The sequence below is a fragment of the Streptosporangiales bacterium genome, assembly GCA_009379955.1.
Classification (GTDB): Bacteria; Actinomycetota; Actinomycetes; order Streptosporangiales; family WHST01; genus WHST01.
Genome location: WHST01000132.1, coordinates 1 through 17,522 on the forward strand (window position 1 = coordinate 1; position 17,522 = coordinate 17,522).

Annotated in this window: 17 protein-coding genes and 2 pseudogenes; 10 read left to right on the plus strand and 9 right to left on the minus strand. The window is 70.1% G+C overall.

Annotated features, from left to right (window positions below; translation table 11 throughout):
- From GEV10_27375 to GEV10_27385, 3 genes and pseudogenes are all read left to right on the plus strand, one after another.
- Positions 1 to 476: phosphotransferase (locus tag GEV10_27375; GenBank protein MQA82148.1), on the plus strand; the 476-nt coding region annotated here is incomplete at its 5' end.
- Positions 473 to 1,600 carry a hypothetical protein gene (locus tag GEV10_27380; GenBank protein MQA82149.1) on the plus strand — a complete coding sequence of 376 codons (1,128 nt, stop codon included), beginning with the start codon at positions 473 to 475 and terminating at the stop codon, positions 1,598 to 1,600. The genes GEV10_27375 and GEV10_27380, both read left to right, overlap by 4 nt.
- A gap of 166 nt (positions 1,601 to 1,766) precedes the next feature.
- Positions 1,767 to 1,934, plus strand: a pseudogene (locus tag GEV10_27385) (PIG-L family deacetylase).
- Between the two features lies 1 nt (position 1,935).
- Here GEV10_27385 and GEV10_27390 read toward each other — a convergent pair.
- Positions 1,936 to 2,589: a TetR family transcriptional regulator gene (locus GEV10_27390; protein MQA82150.1), complete on the minus strand. Its 654-nt coding sequence runs from the start codon at positions 2,587 to 2,589 to the stop codon at positions 1,936 to 1,938.
- A 116-nt stretch (positions 2,590 to 2,705) separates the two neighbouring features.
- On the opposite strand from GEV10_27390, the gene GEV10_27395 reads away from it, so the two are divergent.
- Positions 2,706 to 3,140, plus strand: a complete 435-nt coding sequence (locus GEV10_27395) for a PPOX class F420-dependent oxidoreductase (protein MQA82151.1) — start codon at positions 2,706 to 2,708, stop codon at positions 3,138 to 3,140.
- Here GEV10_27395 and GEV10_27400 read toward each other — a convergent pair.
- The 4 genes from GEV10_27400 to GEV10_27415 all read right to left on the minus strand — a co-directional run bounded on the left by GEV10_27400 (position 3,133) and on the right by GEV10_27415 (position 7,805).
- Positions 3,133 to 4,533, minus strand: a complete 1,401-nt coding sequence (locus GEV10_27400; GenBank protein MQA82152.1) for a divalent metal cation transporter — start codon at positions 4,531 to 4,533, stop codon at positions 3,133 to 3,135. The genes GEV10_27395 and GEV10_27400 overlap by 8 nt on opposite strands.
- A gap of 14 nt (positions 4,534 to 4,547) precedes the next feature.
- Positions 4,548 to 6,032: a C4-dicarboxylate ABC transporter permease gene (locus GEV10_27405; protein ID MQA82153.1), complete on the minus strand. Its 1,485-nt coding sequence runs from the start codon at positions 6,030 to 6,032 to the stop codon at positions 4,548 to 4,550.
- 193 nt (positions 6,033 to 6,225) lie between these two features.
- The gene (locus tag GEV10_27410) at positions 6,226 to 6,960 is read right to left on the minus strand and encodes a hypothetical protein (protein ID MQA82154.1); all 735 of its coding nucleotides are present in this window, start codon (positions 6,958 to 6,960) and stop codon (positions 6,226 to 6,228) included.
- Complete coding sequence (locus GEV10_27415) at positions 6,741 to 7,805, minus strand: tripartite tricarboxylate transporter substrate binding protein (GenBank protein MQA82155.1); 1,065 nt, start codon at positions 7,803 to 7,805, stop codon at positions 6,741 to 6,743. Before GEV10_27415 ends, GEV10_27410 begins: the two co-directional genes overlap by 220 nt.
- Before the next feature lie 151 nt (positions 7,806 to 7,956).
- On the opposite strand from GEV10_27415, the gene GEV10_27420 reads away from it, so the two are divergent.
- The 4 genes and pseudogenes from GEV10_27420 to GEV10_27435 all read left to right on the plus strand — a co-directional run bounded on the left by GEV10_27420 (position 7,957) and on the right by GEV10_27435 (position 11,224).
- Positions 7,957 to 8,967, plus strand: coding sequence for a LysR family transcriptional regulator (locus GEV10_27420; GenBank protein MQA82156.1), 1,011 nt, complete (start codon positions 7,957 to 7,959; stop codon positions 8,965 to 8,967).
- Positions 8,968 to 8,976: 9 nt separating this feature from the next.
- Entirely contained in the window at positions 8,977 to 9,450 is a 474-nt protein-coding gene (locus tag GEV10_27425) for a cupin (protein ID MQA82157.1), read from the plus strand.
- 13 nt (positions 9,451 to 9,463) lie between these two features.
- Positions 9,464 to 10,219, plus strand: a complete 756-nt coding sequence (gene kduD / locus GEV10_27430) for a 2-dehydro-3-deoxy-D-gluconate 5-dehydrogenase KduD (GenBank protein MQA82158.1) — start codon at positions 9,464 to 9,466, stop codon at positions 10,217 to 10,219.
- Between the two features lie 28 nt (positions 10,220 to 10,247).
- Positions 10,248 to 11,224 (plus strand): annotated as a pseudogene (locus tag GEV10_27435) (2-hydroxyacid dehydrogenase).
- Here the strand turns inward: GEV10_27435 and GEV10_27440 are convergent.
- From GEV10_27440 to GEV10_27450, 3 genes are read right to left on the minus strand one after another with little or no spacing between them, the layout of a single operon-like run.
- Complete coding sequence (locus GEV10_27440) at positions 11,196 to 12,479, minus strand: MFS transporter (protein MQA82159.1); 1,284 nt, start codon at positions 12,477 to 12,479, stop codon at positions 11,196 to 11,198. The pseudogene GEV10_27435 and the gene GEV10_27440 overlap by 29 nt on opposite strands.
- Before the next feature lie 59 nt (positions 12,480 to 12,538).
- Complete coding sequence (locus tag GEV10_27445; protein ID MQA82160.1) at positions 12,539 to 14,035, minus strand: aldehyde dehydrogenase family protein; 1,497 nt, start codon at positions 14,033 to 14,035, stop codon at positions 12,539 to 12,541.
- Positions 14,036 to 14,066: 31 nt separating this feature from the next.
- On the minus strand, positions 14,067 to 15,080 hold the full coding sequence (locus GEV10_27450) for an alcohol dehydrogenase catalytic domain-containing protein (protein MQA82161.1): 1,014 nt from the start codon (positions 15,078 to 15,080) through the stop codon (positions 14,067 to 14,069).
- A gap of 135 nt (positions 15,081 to 15,215) precedes the next feature.
- Between GEV10_27450 and GEV10_27455 the strand changes: the two genes are divergently transcribed.
- Together GEV10_27455 and GEV10_27460 are read left to right on the plus strand one after the other, a co-directional pair.
- Positions 15,216 to 15,875 carry a methyltransferase domain-containing protein gene (locus tag GEV10_27455; protein MQA82162.1) on the plus strand — a complete coding sequence of 220 codons (660 nt, stop codon included), beginning with the start codon at positions 15,216 to 15,218 and terminating at the stop codon, positions 15,873 to 15,875.
- 37 nt (positions 15,876 to 15,912) lie between these two features.
- The gene (locus GEV10_27460) at positions 15,913 to 17,388 is read left to right on the plus strand and encodes a protein kinase (protein ID MQA82163.1); all 1,476 of its coding nucleotides are present in this window, start codon (positions 15,913 to 15,915) and stop codon (positions 17,386 to 17,388) included.
- On the opposite strand, the gene GEV10_27465 is transcribed toward GEV10_27460, so the two are convergent.
- The coding region (locus GEV10_27465) for an IS630 family transposase (GenBank protein MQA82164.1) at positions 17,385 to 17,522 on the minus strand (138 nt) is incomplete at its 5' end. The two genes, GEV10_27460 and GEV10_27465, sit on opposite strands and share 4 nt — an antisense overlap.

The following is a 17,522-nucleotide window of genomic DNA, read 5'->3' on the forward strand; positions in this document are numbered from 1 at the left end:
CGGACGCCGTCCGCGCGATCGCCGCGGCGGTCCCCGGCGCCGCGCGCGCGGCGGGAGAGTCCGCGCGCTCGGCCCGCGCCGCGCTCGCCGGGTCGCCCGCTCCCCGCACGACGGTGCACGGCGACTTCTCCACCGACCAGGTGCTCGTCTGCCCCGACGAGCTCCGCCTGCTCGATCTCGACCGCGCCACCGTCGACGACCCGGCCGTCGACCTCGCGAGCTGGTTCGCCGCCGAAGTCGTCGCGGAGCGTGCCCCCGCGGACGCGGAGCCCCGCGAGGTGCTGGCGCCGCTGCTCGACGGCTTTCCCGCAGCCACGCGAGCGCCGCTGCTCCGCCGTCTCGACCACCACGCCGCCGTCGCCCTGCTGAAGCGTGCGGTCGAGCCGTTCCGCACCCACGCCGACGACTGGCCCACCTTCGTCGACGCCTACGTGCGCGCCGCCCACCGCCTCGCGGAACGGACACCCCGCTCATGACGACCACATCCCCCGACACGGCGCGGTGTCCTGACGCTGTGACCGTCCCGTCGTCCGGGCGCACGTTGCGCGTGCGGCGCGCATGGCCGCGCAGCGACGGGCACGTGCTGCTGGAGCTCGGCGGCGACGACGGCAGCCGCGTCGCCGGGCAGTGGTTCGCCGACCGCGGCGAGCTCGCGCACGTGGCCGCGCGCACGCCGGCTCCCGGTGAGGCCGTCCCCGAGTCCAGCGTGCTCCTCCAACCGGACGGCGCCGACCATCGGCTGCCGGCGCTCGCGACGCTGCTGCGGCGTCCCGGCAGCAGCCTCGTCGCGCACCGCCCCGGGCGGCGGGCCGTGGTGCGGATGCCCGAGGGCGACGCGGTGCGCTACGCGAAGGTCGTCCGCCGGGGGCGCTCGCTCGACCTCGTCGCGAAGGCGCGGCTCGTCGACGAGCGGGCCGCCGGCGTGGTGACCGTGCCGCGGCTCGTCCGGCACCACGCCGACAGCGGCGTGCTCGTGTGGTCGGAGGTCGCCGGGCCGACGCTGCACGAGCAGGGCACCGACCGGTCGTGGCCGGCCGAGGAGGTCCGCCGCGTCTGGAACGCCGTCGGCGTCGCCGTGCGCAGGATGCACAACGGCCTCCCCGGCGCCGACCTCCCGCGCTACGACGCCTGCGCCGAGTACGTGAGCACCGTCCACTGGCTGTACGCCGCCGAGCGCCATGGCCTGCTCCCGCCCGTCGACGTCGACCACACGCTCGCCGAGCTGCGGGCGAGACGGCCGGGGTCGATCGGCGTCCTGCACCGCGACCTGCACGACAAGCAGCTCGTGCTCGCGACCGGCCGGCTGCTCGGCCTGCTCGACCTCGACACGCTCGCGGTCGGGGAGCGCGCGCTCGACGTCGCGAACCTGCTCGGCCACCTCGAACTGCGGGTGCTGCAGGGACTGCTCCTGCCGCACCAGGCCGAGGCCGCACGCGACGGCCTGCTCACCGGCTGCGCCCCCGACGCCGCGACGCTCTCCCGCATCCCCGCGTACCTCACGGCCACCCGGCTGCGCCTCGCCGGCGTCTACGCATTCCGTCCGCTGTGGCGCTCGGTGGCACACAAGCTCCTCGGCCGCGCCCTGCGTCGCCCCGGCTAGACCTGGCCGTGGTGTTCACACCGTGAGTCGGGGGTTCCCACATGCTGCAGGCGATGGGAACACCCGAATCGCAATGTGCAGCGGTGCTTCACCTCAGCTGGCTCGTCATGCCTCTGGTCCGCGACGAGGTGGACCGAGAGCGCGTGAGCGCATCGAGGCATGTCGGGTGACCGAGCCGCTGCCTGCCCTGCCCGATGATTCCTTCCGGCGCGTGCTCTGCGTCGTCGCGCACCCCGACGATGCGGAGTACGGCACGTCCGCAGCCGTCGCCCGCTGGACGGCGCGCGGCATCGAGGTCGGCTATCTGCTGCTCACGCGCGGCGAGGCCGGCATGCTCAGGTGTGGTAACCGTGCAGGAAGACCCGCACACCGGCTCTGACGATCCGATCCAGTTGTGCCTCACGGTTGGTTCCGGCCCCGTGGTGGAACGGCACCGCGCCCTGCACGAGCAGCATGAGGTGCGTGGCGGCCTGTTCGGCAGGCTGGTCCGAGCCATCGGAGCTGTCAGCGCCCTCGGGGGCGTCGAGCCTCAGCAGCCCCTGGTCGGCGATCCGGCACAGGTGGTCTGCGAGTGAGGCTACGACCCGTCGCGGTCCGGCCCGCTGCCAGGCGTCGAACGCCGGGCGAGGGATGTGCTCGAGCTCGGCGTTGACCTGCCGGACGAGAGAGAAGTGGTCGCGGTAGCCGGTCATCGGGCTTGCGAGATCCCGGCCGAACACCACGAGGTCGCTTTCGAGGTCGAGGATCTTGTCCAGGTGCCGCTCGATGATCGCGACCTGAGCATCGGCGACGCGTGTGGCGCTTTCCCGGATGACGGTCTCGAAGAGCTCGGCCTTGCCGCGGAAGTGGTTGTAGATCGTTCGCGTGGACACGGAGGCGCCCTGCGCGATCGCGTCCACGCTCGCTCGGGAGTATCCGTCCCGCGCGAACTCCGTCAGCGCGCCGTCGAGGATGGCCCGCCGCTTGTCCTGCCTGCCGCCCGCGGTCACCAAGAAGATCCCCCCCAGCCGGGAGTAAAACCATCGTTTTACCTGTTGCCATGTGCGTAGTACTTTACCGACCGCTCCGGCGGGAGAGCCTGACGCTTCGAAGGGAGATGCACGACATGTCGTTCACATCGGAGGAGATCGACTACGTGCGCACGCAACCGGTGGGCCGGATCGGCACGGTCGCCGCCGACGGCCAACCGGACGCCGTGCCGATCGGCATCGAGTACGACGGCACGTACTTCTATGTCGGCGGCGGGCTGGAGCCGGCGAAGACGAGGAAGTTCCTGAACGTCGCCGCGGGCAACGACAAGATCGTGCTGCTCTGGGACGACCTGGTCACTACCGCCCCCTGGACACCGCGGTTTCTCCGGGTCTACGGGACAGGCGACTTCGTCGAGCACACCGGGATGTTCGGGCCGGGAACGTACCTGCGGATCACGCCGACGGTCTCGTGGAGTTGGAACCTCGAGGCGCTGCCGTTCGACGGCTCCGACGACCGGCGGTTCGAGGCCAGACGTGCGGTCCACCACATCGAGACCGGCGTCAGGTGAGCTCCACGCCGAAGACCGTGAGGATGCTGTAGACGCCGAGCGCCGCGATCGCGACGCTGCTGACCGTGAGCCACACCGTGAACCACCTGGTGCCGTGCAGTCGGGCGTCGGTCTCCTTCCCGCGCAGGTACCACACGGCGATCACCACGACGACCAGGAAGATCCCGGTCATCACGCCGCCGATCTGCACCATCAGGACCGGGGACTGGAAGTAGAGGTAGGCGATCCCCCACAGGATGGGCAGGGCGACGGTGAAGCGCCGGACCCATCGCCTCCGCGGCACCGGGTCCTTCCAGTCGAACACCCCGACGCTGGAGAGCAGGTTCGCGTACATCCGTGACCAGCTGGGGATGGCTGCCCACATCGTCGAGCCGAGCACCGCGATCGCGCCGACCAGGAACAGGACGTTCGCCCAGTCGCCGAGAGCTCCGGTGTAGATGTTCGACAGCGTGGTGATCATCTCGTTGCCCTCGGGGACGAGCCCCTGCGGCTGGAGCACGGCGGCACCCATCAGGTAGAACGCCAGCGTGCTGAACGTGTAGATGACCCACGAGACGACGGCGTCCTTCTTCATCACCTTGATCCAGCCGTTGGCCCTGCGTACCCACTCGGCCGACCCGTCGTTCGGACCTGCCCAACGCGCGTAACCCTTCTCCACGCACCAGTAGGTGTAGAACGTGATCTCGTCGGCACCGACGCCGGTGATGCCGAACATCGCGAGAGCCGCGCCGAGCGCACCCGCCGGGATCAGGAACGTCAACCCGGAGGCGAGGTCGCTCGCGCTGTAGGCGAACTCGGTGGCGGGCAGGCCGACCGCGACGACGACGGTGAGGAAGGAGAAGACGGCGACCAGCGCCGCGGCTCCCCGCTCGATGAACGTGTACCTGCTCGAGTAGAGCATCACGATGCTGATGATCACCAGGAAGACCGTCCAGATCGTCAGCGACGTACGGCCCAACGGTTCGCTGCCCAGCGGCAGCAGCACACTGCAGGCCACGGCCACGCCCCCGATGATGCCGCCGAGCTGCAGCAGCTTGCTCAGCGCCAGCACGATCCACAGCACGTTGACCCAGCCGATCCGACCGAGCCTGGGCGGCACCTCGCCGTACCCGGTCAGCGCCGGCTTGCCCGTGGCGATGGTCCAGCGGGCCAGCTCGATCTGGACGGCGACCTTCACGAGTGTGCTGACCATGACCAGCCAGAGCAGGACGAAGCCCGCCTGGGCTCCCAACGTGGTGGTGGCGATGAGCTCGCCCGACCCCACGATGGAGGCGCTGAGGATCAGGCCGGGTCCCAGGTACCTGACGCTCTTCCGCCAGCCGACCGGCGGCTCCCGGATGCCGTCGGCGGTCAGGGTGTACGGATCCGTCGGTGCGACTTCGGCTGTGGCCATGGTGCGTCCTTGCGTTAGGCGGACTTTCGGGTGATTCGGCCGAGCAACGACCGGAGGAACGGGTAGGCGAGGACCAGGAAGCAGGTGACCATGAGGACGGCGCTGATGGGCCGGGTGAGGAACAGGCTCAGGTCCCAGTTGGTCTTGATCACGCTCTGCATGAAGTTCTTCTCGACGATCGGTCCGAGGACCAGACCGAGCACGACCGGCGCGACCGGGATGTCGACCTTCTCCAGCAGGTAGCCCAGGATGCCCAGCACGACCATCACCATGATCTCGAGCTTGCCGTTGTTGATGGCGAAGGATCCGACGATGCAGAAGGCGACGATGATCGGCATCAGCACCGACCGCGGCACGCGCAGCAGGTGGCCGCTGGCGCGGATCGCCGCGTATCCGAGCGGGATGAGCAACAGGTTCGCCACGATGAAGATCAGGTAGATCCCGTACAGCATGGGCGCCTGATCGGTGAACAGGCTGGGACCCGGCTGCACGCCCTTCACGAAGAGCACGCCGATCAGGATCGCCGTGATCGTGTCACCCGGTATGCCGAAGACGAGGGCGGGCACGTACGCCGAGGCGAGCGCGGCGTTGTTCGCGGAACCGGCGGAGACGATGGGTTCGATGTGGCCGTCGCCCTTGCCGAAGAGATGACCCTCCTTCGAGGCGTTCTTCGTCGCCGCGTACGAGACCCACGCCGCCACGTCGCCGCCGGCGCCCGGCAGGGCACCGACGGCACTGCCGATCAGGTTGCCGCTGACCACGCTCTTCTTGTAACGCCAGAGCGTTCGCAGGGTCTCGCGGAACGCGCCCTTGGTCCTCATCCTCACTCGCACCCGACTCGCCGCCGGGTCGATGACGTTGCGCAGCACCTCCGAGAGCCCGAACAGACCGATCATCGCCGGGATGAAGCTGATTCCGGCCAGCAGCGGCTCCTGCCCGAACGTGAACCTGGCATAGCCCAGCGAGACGTCGAGACCCACCGTGGAGAGGAAGAGCCCGATCGACAGGGCGATCGCGCCCTTGACCTGGGAACCGCGGGAGATGATGACCGCGGCCGTCAGCCCGAGGACGGCCACCCAGAAGTACTCGTACGAGGTGAACCGCAGCGCGAACTCCGCCAGCAACGGGGCGGCGACGATCAGGACGGCGGCACCGACGATGCCACCGATCGCAGACCCGACGAGCCCTACGCCGAGCACCAGTGCGCCCTTGCCTGACTGGGTCATCCGGTAGGCGTCCTCGGTGTAGGCGGCGCTGGCCGGCGTGCCCGGCATCCGCACGAGCGCGGACGGGATGTCGCCGGCGAAGATGGCCATGGCCGACATCGTGATGATGGACGCGATCGCCGGCAGTGGTTCGAGGAAGAACGCGATGGGCACGAGCAGCGCCGTCGCGAGTGTGGCGGTCAGCCCCGGGATGGCACCGATGAAGAGTCCGTAGACGCCCGACAGCAGCACCACGACCACCAGGGTCGGGTCGAGCAGCGTCTCGAGCGCCATGCCCAGGGTGTGGAACACGACGGGAGCCCCTAATGTCCTGCGCCAGGAGTACGTGCGCCCCTGCCGACGCCCAGGCGGGCACCTCGCTGCGTTGTCGGCAGAGCCCAAGTACACCCAGTACGAGGGCCTACCTCCGCCTTGCGATGCACCCACCTGGACGCCGGCAGCGGCACACAACCTCTGGCGCAGGACATCAGCCCAGGACTCCGTCGGGCAGCGGGACCAGCAGCAGCCGCTCGAAGACGAGGTAGATCAACGTCGCCGTGACCACCGCCGAGACCAGCGCCACCCACACGCGAGCACCCAGCCGCCACGCCAGAGCGAAGAGGCAGATGCCGATGGTGAGGGTGGACCCGAGGACGTCGACGACGAGCAGGTAGAAGACGATCGAACCGACCACAGCGGCGGCGTTGATCCAGGCCGTCCGCGACGGGACGGTGACGTCACCTCGGGGCTCCTCGCTCGTCCCTGCCCTGGTGACGCGGTGCCTGATCCAGCGCCCGACCAGGACCGAGCCGAAGAGGACGAAGAGCCCGCCGACGATGCCGGGGAACAACGCCGGCCCGGGCGAGCCGTCCTCGAGCCGGGGGAAGCCCTGGACGTACACCAAGACGGTCGCGCCGAAGAGTGCCGACACGGCGCCGCTGACGAGGTCCCCGAGACCGGAGCGCCAACGTTCGTCCTCCCCCACGATGCGCGCGGGGGTGGTCACGATGCGAGCCCCGCCCGTTTCATGATCTGGCCCTTGGACGTGTCCTGCTGGGTCATGAACTTGCCGAAGTCCTCGGCGTTCCGCCAGGTGATGCCGAAGCCGGACTTCTTCATGAAGCCCTGGTACGCCTTGCCGTGGACGATCTCGTCGAGGTGGCAGGCCAACTCGGCGACGATGCGCGTGTCCATCCCCTTGGGGCCGGCGATGCCGCGCCACGCGGACATCTCGAAGTCGATGCCCTTCTCCGCCAGCGTGGGCAGGTCCGGATAGGCGGCGTCCCGCTTCTTCGCCATCACGCCGATGGGCTTGGCCTTCTTCGCATCGATCATGGTCTTGTTCTCCACCAGGCTGGCGGTGGACACGTCCACGCCTCCGGCGACGAGCTCCTGCAGTGCGGGCGCAGCACCCTCGCTCGGCACGAACCGGATCGCGTCCGGGTCGACCCCGGCCTCGATCAGCATGCCCTTGAGCGCGAGATCCCAGATCCCGCCACGACCGGTGCCGGACGCGGTGAGCTTGCCCGGGTCCTTCTTCGCCGCATCGATGAGGTCCTGGGCGGTGTTCCACGGCGCATCGGCTCTGACGGTGATCCCGGACGCGTCGGAGTTGACCTGCGCGACGGGCGTGACGTCCTCGTGGTCGAGCTCGGTGAGACCCTGCCAGTGCATCATCGTGAGCTCGACCGTCACGAGACCGATGGTCGAACCGTCGGGTCGGCCGTTGGCGATCGCCGAGTGTCCGACGGCACCGCTGCCACCGGTGCGGTTCACGACGTTGACCTGGTTGTCGAGCAGCGTGGCGAGCTCACTGCCGACGAAGCGTGCGACGCTGTCCGTGCCACCGCCCGCCGCCCATGGCACGACGAGCTGGACGGGTCCACGCGGGTAGTTCGGTGCCTTGTCGCACGTCTCGCCGGACGCCGACTCGGTGCCCGCTCCGCCGCCACCACCACCGCAGGCGGCGAGGACGAGGCCGGCCGACCCGACGAGCGCGGCCATGCGGACGATCGCGGAGTGGTGCCTACGCCGTGACGTGCTGCCGGTCTGAGGGTGATTCGGCATGTTTCCTCCTGTGACGAACGGAGGCAGGCGATGACGAACCATGTTGGGCGCGCCGCACGATCCGGGTCAATGGCATGCTTCGACTACTAAGTTCCCACGGGCCGGATGAGACGTTCCGGCTCGACCGCTCGAAGGTGCGGTGAGGTGAACCATGGCGAGGATCGAGCACGTCGCCTGGCTCGAGACGTTCGTGGCCGTGGTCGACAGCGGCAGCTTCAGCGCGGCCGCCGGCACCGTCCACCGGTCCCAGTCGCGGGTCAGCGCACACGTCGCCGGCCTCGAGCAGGCGCTCGGAGCGACGCTCTTCGACCGCAGGCACCGTCCGATCGTGCTGACCGACGCCGGCGAGGCGTACCTGCCGCACGCACGCGAGGTGCTGGCCGCGTTGGGCCGCGGCGTGGCGGACATCGAGGCGGTCATCGGCGTGACCCGCGGCAACATCGTGCTGGGCAGCTACCCCAGCGCGAGCGCCGCGTTCCTGCCCGAGCTGATGACGTCGTTCAGTGCCCGCTACCCGCAGGTGCGGGTGGACCTGGTCGAGCAGGCCACGGTCGACCTGGCCGAGTCGCTCAACTCCGGTGAGCTGCACCTGGCGCTGCGCGCACTCGCGCCCCAGCAGAACACCGAGGGACTGGCCTACCGGCCGCTGTGGCGTGAGCCCCTTGTCGCTGTCTTCCCCGCCGACCACCCACTGGCCGGCGTGCCGGAGCCGATCGAGCTGACGGAGCTGACCGGGCACCCCCTGGTGACGATCGGGCAGTTCGGCGCGGACGCCGAGTACGAGACGCTCGCCGCTCTCAAGCAGGCGGAGCATCCGCCGCGCATCGCCTGGCAGACCGACCAACCGCAGACCCTGGCGAACTTCGTCCGCGCCGGTCTCGGCGTCGGATTCACCAACGCACTCGCGATGCGCGTCTCCGACACCAGCGGACTCGTGACCGCCCGGGTCGGCCCACTGGAACGGGGCCGTACGGTCGGGATCTTCTGGGACCCGCACCGCTACCTGGCCAGGGCGGCATGCGTCCTGCTCGAGCACGTGGTGAAGGCGCCGAGGCCCACCGGTACCTTCCCGCTGCCCCCAGGACAGCGCGCGCCGACGATCCGCCCGGCGGATAACGGGCAGACGCAGATCGCGGTTCACACCGGCAGCGCCCTTTCCTAGCATCGCCACATGAGCATGTCAGCTTCTGGCCCACTCACCGACGTCGTCGCACGGTCCGCGGACATCCCCTGGGTACCGCAGGGATCGGGGAACGTCTGGTTCAAGCCGCTGCGCATCTCGGTGGAGCAGAACCGTTGGATCAACCTGCTGAAGGTGACCACCGGCGGGATCGTCAACCGCCACCGGCACCTCTCCGAGGTCGAGGGCTGGGTCATCCAGGGCAGCTGGCACTACCTGGAGCACGAGTGGACGGCCAACCCCGGCGACTTCGTGTACGAGCCCAGAGGTGACGTGCACACGCTGGTGGCCGACGTCGAGGACGAGGACCACCCGATGCTCACCCTGTTCTCCATCCACGGCGACATCGAGTACGTGGACGAGAACGGCGAGCAGCTCTACATCGAGGACGCCAGGTCGAAGCTGCGCCGCTACCTCGAGCACTGCGAGACCGCCGGCATCACCGCGCCGGACGTGGCCTACTAGGCCGTCACGGCAGATGGGATCCCCGTTCGACCTGCACGGTCGCGTCGCCCTCGTCACGGGTGGCGCGACCGGTATCGGGCAGGCGATCGCGGTGGGTCTCGCGGAGACCGGCGCCGACCTGGTGCTGACCTCGGAGCGGGACAACCTCGACGAGACGGTCGGGCGGGTATCGGCGCTGGGACGCAGTGCTGACTGCCGTCGTCTGGACCTGTCACGTGGTGACGACATCCCCGAGGTCGTCGGCGACGTGCTGACCTCGCACCGGATCGACATCCTGGTGAACGCCGCCGGCATCATCCGCCGCCAGCCCGCCCTGGAGTTCAGCGACGAGAACTGGCGCGAGGTGCTGGAGGTGAACCTGACGGCCGCGTTCACGCTCAGCCGCCATGTGGCAGCGCCGATGCTCGTCCGCGGGAGCGGCAAGATCATCAACATCGCGTCGATGCTGAGCTTCCAGGGCGGGCACCTGGTCACGTCGTACACCGCCAGCAAGCACGGACTCGTCGGACTGACCAAGGCGTTCGCGAACGAGTGTGCGCCGCGCAACGTCCAGGTCAACGCACTGGCGCCCGGCTACATCGCGACCCGCACGACCGAGGCGCTGCGGGCGGACCCGGAACGCAGTGCCGAGATCCTGGCGCGGATCCCGGCCGGCCGCTGGGGAACACCGCGCGACATCAGCGGCGCCGCCGTGTTTCTCGCCTCGCACGCCTCCGACTACGTCTCGGGCCACGTGCTCGCCGTCGACGGCGGCTGGATGGCACGATGATCATCCCCGGCGCATAGGAGACGTGTCGATGACCGCACCCGTCGTGCTGATGCCCCACCGGATGAACGACGTCGTGACGGCGGGCTGCGCCGCGCACTTCGAGGTGATCAGGCTCTGGGAGGCCGACGACCAGGACGTGGTCCTCGACTCGCGCGGCAAGGACGTACAGGCGATCGCTGCGGGCCACGCCAGAGTGGACGCGTCCCTGATGGACCGCCTGCCCAACCTCGAGATCGTCGCCAACTTCGGCGTCGGTTACGAGACGATCGACGCGGCCGAGGCGGCGCGTCGCGGTGTGGCGGTGACGAACACCCCCGGAGTGCTCGACGACGAGGTCGCGGACACGGCGATCGCCCTGTTGCTCATGACCGTCCGCGAGCTCCCCGGGCGGAGCGATACCTGCGCGCCGGGCGCTGGCCGAACGGCTCGTACCCGCTGACGCCCATGACGATGGCGGGACGCACCCTGGGGATCCTCGGTCTCGGTCGCGTCGGCGAGGCGATCGCAAGGCGAGCAGAGGTGTTCGGGCTCGCCGTCGCGTACCACAACCGGAACGAGAAGGACTCGCCCTACACCTACTACCCGACGCTGCTCGCGATGGCGCACGCCGTCGACACCCTGGTGATCGCCATACCGGGAGGAGACGCCACCAGAGGTCTGGTCGACGCCGAGGTGTTGGCGGCCCTGGGGCCAGAAGGAGTCGTGGTCAACGTGGCCAGGGGCTCGGTCGTCGACGAGGCAGCGCTCGTCGAGGCACTGCGGTCGGGCACGATCAGGAGCGCCGGCCTGGATGTCTACGCGGACGAGCCGCACGTACCCCAGGCCCTGATCGACCTGGAGCACGTCGTCCTGCTGCCGCACGTGGGCTCCGCCAGCGTCCAGACGCGTGACGCGATGGGGCGGCTGTGCGTCGACAACCTGGTGGCGTGGTTCGGGACGGGCAGGCCGACGACACCTGTCCCTGAGACGAGACACCTCACCCGCGCTGGGTCTCTTCGCGGGTGAGGCGCTCGGTCGGCGAGCGCGGGACGAGCGCCACCAGCACCGCGCCGAGCACCGCGGCGATGCCGAAGACGTAGAAGTTCCACTCGACTGCCAACGTCGAGCCGACGATGAACCCGCCGATGACGGGACCGAGGATCGCGCCGAGCCGGCCGACGCTGAGCGACCAGCCGACGCCGGTCGCACGGCTGCTCACCGGGTAGAACGACGCGACGTACGCGTTCATCAGGATCGCTGTGCCGATCGAGCCGAACCCGGCGAGTGCGACGAGCAGCAGGTTGACGCCGAGCCCGAACTTGAGGCTGAGCAACAGGTTGGCGATCGCCGCGGCGGCGAACGAGATCATCAGCACGACCTTGGAGCCGTACCTGTCGCCGATGCGCGCGGCGGCGATCGTGCCGACGACCGCGCCGACGTTGAGCGAAGTGAGCACGAGCAGTGCGGAGCCCAGCGGGAAGCCCGACCGGCGCATGATCTCGGGCAGCCAGGTCGCGAGGCCGTACACGAGCAGCAGGCCGAGGAACGCCGCCGCCCACAGCATCACCGTGCCGACGACGTAGCTGCGCCGGAACAGCTGCGCGACGGACGCGAACCTGCCCCGCGGCGCCTCGTCCTCCGCCCCGGCCTCGACCGTCGGGTCGACCGGCGCCGCGGTCACCCCGAGGCGCGCCTCGACCGCCTGGGCCTCCGCGACGCGTCCCTTGGCGCGCAGGAACGAGACCGACTCCGGCAGGAGCTTGACGCTGACGGGGACGAGCAGGAGCAACGGCGCGACACCGATCCCGAGCATCACCCGCCAGCCGAACGCAGGGATGAGCGGGACGGCGAGGAGCGCGGCGAGGACGCCACCGACGGAGTACCCCGTGTACATGACCGCGTAGACGAACTGCCGACGCCTGACCGGTGCGTACTCCAGTGTCAGCGCCGTGATGGTGGGCATGACGCCGCCGAGCCCGACGCCGGCGACGAACCGGAACAGCCCGAGCAGCTCCGGAGTGGGAGCGAACGCGGCGAAGCCCATCGCGATCGAGAACCACACCTGGCAGGCGATGACCAGCTTGCGGCGCCCGACCATGTCGGTGACCGTGCCGACGACGAGGGCGCCGACGAGCATGCCCATCAGCGCGTAGCTGCCGATCGCGCCGGCCTGGGCGGGCGTCAGGTGCCACACCGGGTCGCGCAGCAGTGAAGGGACGATCGCGCCGTACACGGTGAGGTCGTAGCCGTCGAACAGGATCGTGCCCCAGCACAGGACGATGACGACGAGTGGCGTACGGCGCGCCTGGTCCGCGACGGGGGCAGTCAAGGTGTCGCTCCTCAGCCGAGCACGAACGGGTCGCGCGTGTCCCCGGAGAGCTCCACCCAGATCGCCTTCGTCTCGGTGTACTCGCGGATCGCGTCGATGCCGTTCTCGCGCCCGATGCCGCTGAGCTTGAAGCCGCCGAACGGCACACCAGGCGCGACGACGCGGTACGCGTTGACCCAGACCGAGCCGGCACGCAGCCGGTGCGCGACGCGGTGCGCCCGGTGCACGTCCTTGGTCCACACCGCACCGGCGAGGCCGTACGGCGTCGAGTTCGCCGCGGCGATCGCCTCGTCCTCGGTCGTGAACGGGATCACCGCGACGACCGGGCCGAAGATCTCCTCGTCGACGACCTTCATGCCGGACCTGGCACCTGTCACCACGGTCGGCCGGACGAACAGCCCGCCGACCTCGGGACCCGCGGCGCCGCCGCACGCGATCGTGCCGCCCTCGGCCTCGGCGGCGTCGAGGTAGTGCAGCACCTTGTCGTACTGCGCCTGGTTCGACACCGGGCCCATCTCGGTCTCCGGATCGGCCGGGTCGCCGAGCTTGACGGTGTTGGCGCGCGCGACGATCCGCTCGACGAGCGCGTCATGGACGTCCTCGTGCACCAGCAGCCGCGACCCCGCCATGCAGGTCTGTCCCGTGGCCGCGAACACCCCGGCGATGACGCCGTTCGCGGCGGCGTCGAGGTCGGCGTCGGCGAAGACGACCTGCGCCGACTTGCCCCCGAGCTCGAGCGAGACGCGCGCGAGGTGCTGGGCGGCGGACGCGGCGACGTCCGCGCCCGTCGCGGTGGACCCGGTGAACGCGACCTTGTCGACGTCGGGATGGGCGGCGAGCGCCTTGCCCGAGGCCGGTCCCCGGCCGGTGACCACGTTGAAGACGCCGGGCGGGAAGCCTGCCTCCTCCACCAGCTCGGCGAACGCCAGCGTCGACACCGGCGTGTAGTCGGACGGCTTGACGACGAACGTGCACCCGGCGGCGAGCGCCGGCGCGAGCTTCCAGACCATCAGCAGCAGCGGCGAGTTCCACGGCACGATCGCGCCGACGACGCCGACGGGCTCGTGCCTGGTGTAGGTGAGGAAGTTCGCCCGCCCGTTGGGGATCACCTCGCCCTGGATCTTGTCGGCGAGACCGGCGAAGTAGTAGAACCACTCGGGCAGGTAGTGCATCTGGCCCGACATCTCGCGCAGCAGCTTGCCGTTGTCACGGGTCTCGACGGCGGCGAGCGCGTCCGCCTCCCGCGCGACGATGTCACCGAGACGGCGCAGCAGCCTCGACCGCTCGACCCCCTGCAGCTCCCCCCACGGTCCGGCCAGCGCCTCGCGCGCGCTGCGTACGGCGAGGTCGACGTCGGTCTCGTCGGCGTCGGGCACCTCGGCCCATGCCGCTCCGGTGTACGGGTTGAGGCTCGCGAACGTGGCGCCCGACACGGCGTCGACGTGCCGCCCGCCGATGTGCATCTGGTAGCGGCGCAGATCCGCCGATCCGTCGGATGCCTGGGTCATGAGCGTCCTCCTATCTGGTCGAGCACACGTGCTACGGGACGAGAACCGCCTTGATGACACCCTCACGCTTCTCGCTCGCCAGCTCGAAGAGCTCGCGAGCGTCGGCCAGCGGCGCGCGATGGGTGATGAGCGTGTCCGGCCTGATGACACCCTCGGCGGTGAGCCGCAGGCAGGTCTCGTACTGGCCCTTGCCGCCGTTGCCGCCGATGCCGTGCATGGTCAGGCATTTCATCATGTACGGGATGAGGTCGATGCTGCCCATCGTCGTCTGGATGCCGACGTTCGCGAGCCGACCGTGCTTGCGGGCCAGGCCGACCATCGCGCCCACGGTGGGCTTCGTCCCCGCGGCCTCGATGACGATGTCCGCGCCGTCGCCCGTCAGCCCGAGGACGGCCTCGTGCACGTCGCCCACGGACGCGTCGACGAGCTGCTCCGCGCCGAACGTCCTGGCCAGATCCAGCGCCTCGGCGCGGAGGTCGACCGCGATCACGCGCGCGCCGGCGATCCGCGCCATGGCGATCTGCGCGAGGCCGATCGGACCGCAGCCGAGGACGACCGCCCACTCGCCGATCTCCGGCTGGAGGCGTCGCATGGTGTTGAGCGCGACGGCGAACGGTTCGAGGTTGGCCGTGCTCTCCGTCGTGACGCCGTCGGGGATCGGCACGAGGTTCGCCACCGGCACGGCCATGTACTCGGCCATGCAGCCGTCGGACCACAGCCCGATGAGCTTCTTGTTCTCGCAGTGCTCGTGCCCGCCCCGCGCGCACAGCTCGCACGTGCCGCACGGGAACGACGGCTTCACGACGACCCGGGTGCCGGTCGCGACACCGGTGACGTCCGGCCCGACCTCGACCACGGTGCCGCCGAAGTCGTGCCCCAGCACCCGCGGCAGCTCGGTCGGCAGCGTGCCCTCGTACTGGTGGACGTCGGTGCCGCACAGGCTGGCGGCCTCGACCCGGACGACCACGTGGTGCGCGCCCGCCCGCGGGTCCGGCCGGTCCTGGATCTCCAGCCGGTGCAGGTCGGTCAGCACGCACGCCTTCACGACAGCTCCCCTCAGCCTACGGCGAGTGACCGCTCACGCGGACACTTTGTCTCGTTTCGGAGACCGTAGGAGGGCGCGTCCACCGCCGTCAAGGCCCGGCGGGAGCCGCCGCACGCCGCCCGGCAGACTGGGCCGATGGCTACGGATCCCCCACCTGCGGCCGACCGGTCGAGGCGCCAGGCCGCGCAGGCCGCCGCGTTCGACGAGATCGGCGCCCGCTACGACGAGGCCTTCCCCCACAAGGAGGGCCAGGTCGACGCGACCGACTGGCTCATCGCCCACCTGCCGCCCGGCGCGACCGTCCTCGACGTCGGCTGCGGCACCGGCGTCCCGACCGCCCGCCGGCTCCTCGACGCGGGCCACGTGGTGACCGGCGTCGACATCTCCCCCGGCATGCTCGCGCTCGCCCGCGAGAACGTCCCCGAGGCCGACCTCCGGCAGCTCGACATCCTCGACCTCGACGAGTCCCTCGGCACCTTCGACGCGGCGGTCGCGTTCTTCTCGCTCCTGATGCTCCCCCGCGGCGAGATCCCGACCGCCCTGCGGCGCGTACACGACCTCCTCGCCCCCGGCGGGCTGCTCGTCCTGGCGATGGTCGAGGCCGACCTCGACGACGTCACGATCCCGTTCCTCGGCAGCGACGTCCGGGTCAGCGGTTACGCCCGCGACGACCTGCGCGACGTACTGGAGGACAACGGCTTCGACGTCGACGACCTCCGCGACCTCACCTACGCCCCCGCGACCGACGGCGCGCCGCCGGAGGTGGAGCTCTTCGCCACCTGCCGCCGCCGCTAGGGTCGTGGCCGTCAGGGAGGGTGACGGGCGGAGGGCGATGGCCACACCGGAGCGGATGGGGCGCTACCAGATCCGTGAGCAGATCGGGTCTGGCGGCTTCGCGACGGTCTGGCGTGGGTACGACGAGCGGCTCGACAACGACGTCGCGGTGAAGGTGCTCGCCGAGAACTGGGTCAGGCGTCTCGACGTGCAGGACAGGTTCCTGCAGGAGGCCAGGGCGCTGCGCCGTACCGACTCCGACCGCGTCGCGCGTGTCTACGACATCGACACGCTCGGCGACGGGCGGCCGTACTTCGTGATGAGCTACGCCGACCGCGGCACGCTGGCCGACAGGCTGACGTCCGACGGGCTGCCGGTGGGTCAGACGCTCTGGTACGCGGCCGAGACGGCCCGCGCCGTGCAGGTCCTGCACGACCACGGCATGTTGCATCGCGACATCAAGCCCTCCAACATCCTGTTCCGGTCCACCGCCACCGGCGAGCAGCTGATGATCGCCGACCTCGGGCTGGTCAAGGCAATGGCCCACGCGTCGGGCTTCACCGTCGCCGCCGGAACGCCCGGTTACATGGCACCGGAGCAGTCCGCGGTCGGGGGCGACCTCGACCAGCGCGCCGACGTCTATACGCTCGGCGCGCTGACGTACCGGATGCTCACCGGACACGCGCCGGTCTCCCCGTCGTCCGGCCAGACGCCCGCACCACCGAGCACACTGCGCGCGGACATCGGTCCTGACGTCGACACGGTCGTGATGCGCGCCCTCGAGCCGCACCGCGACGCGCGCTGGCCCGACGCCAGGACCTACGCCGACGTCCTCGGCCACCTCTCCGGCACCTCCGCTCCGTCCGGTGACCCGACAGCGATGCACTCCGACCGGCAGCCACCGAGCCCTCCGTGGTCGCAGCTCGCGGAGCCCACCCAGCCCGGCGACCGACGTCCGGCAACCCGCCGGCGCACACTCGTCACCCTCGTCGCGGGGTGCGGTGCGCTCGTACTCCTCCTCGTCGCCGGCGTCGTCTACTTCCAGACGAGACACACGACCATCGAGTCGAAGGACGGCGCCGTCGAGGTGACGATTCCCCGCGCGTGGGACAAGGGCTCCCGCAGCCCCGTGGTCGACGTGGACTACGCGTCCGACTACGGCACGGCGGGGGACGCCCTCGTGCTGACCAGTGGGCAGACCACCCTGGAGGATCCGGGCATCACCCTCGCAGCCGACCTCGACCTCGGCGACGACGATCCCCAGGAGGTGATGGAGATATATGCTCCCGACAGCTGGCCGGCCTCGAACTGTGATCACGTCGACGACATGTACCAGCCGAACGACCGGTTCCGGTCCGGCGTAGTGTGGACGTACGTCGAGAGCTGCGGACCCAAACGCTACGTCGAGGCGATGATGATCGGCCGGGGCGGCAAGTTCGGCGTCCACGTGTTCGCCACCGCCGACGACGCCGACCAGTTCGCCGACGTCCTCGCCAGCATCAAGGTGGACCCGGACAAGCTCCCTAAGGACTAGTGTCGCCCGCCGGAAATTCGTGTGATATATCGTGCGAGGGAGTCGAGGATTTCCTCCGCGGTCTTCTTCCACACGAACGGTTTCGGGTCCTCGTTCCACATCTTGATCCATTCGCGGACGTCTTTCTCCAGTGC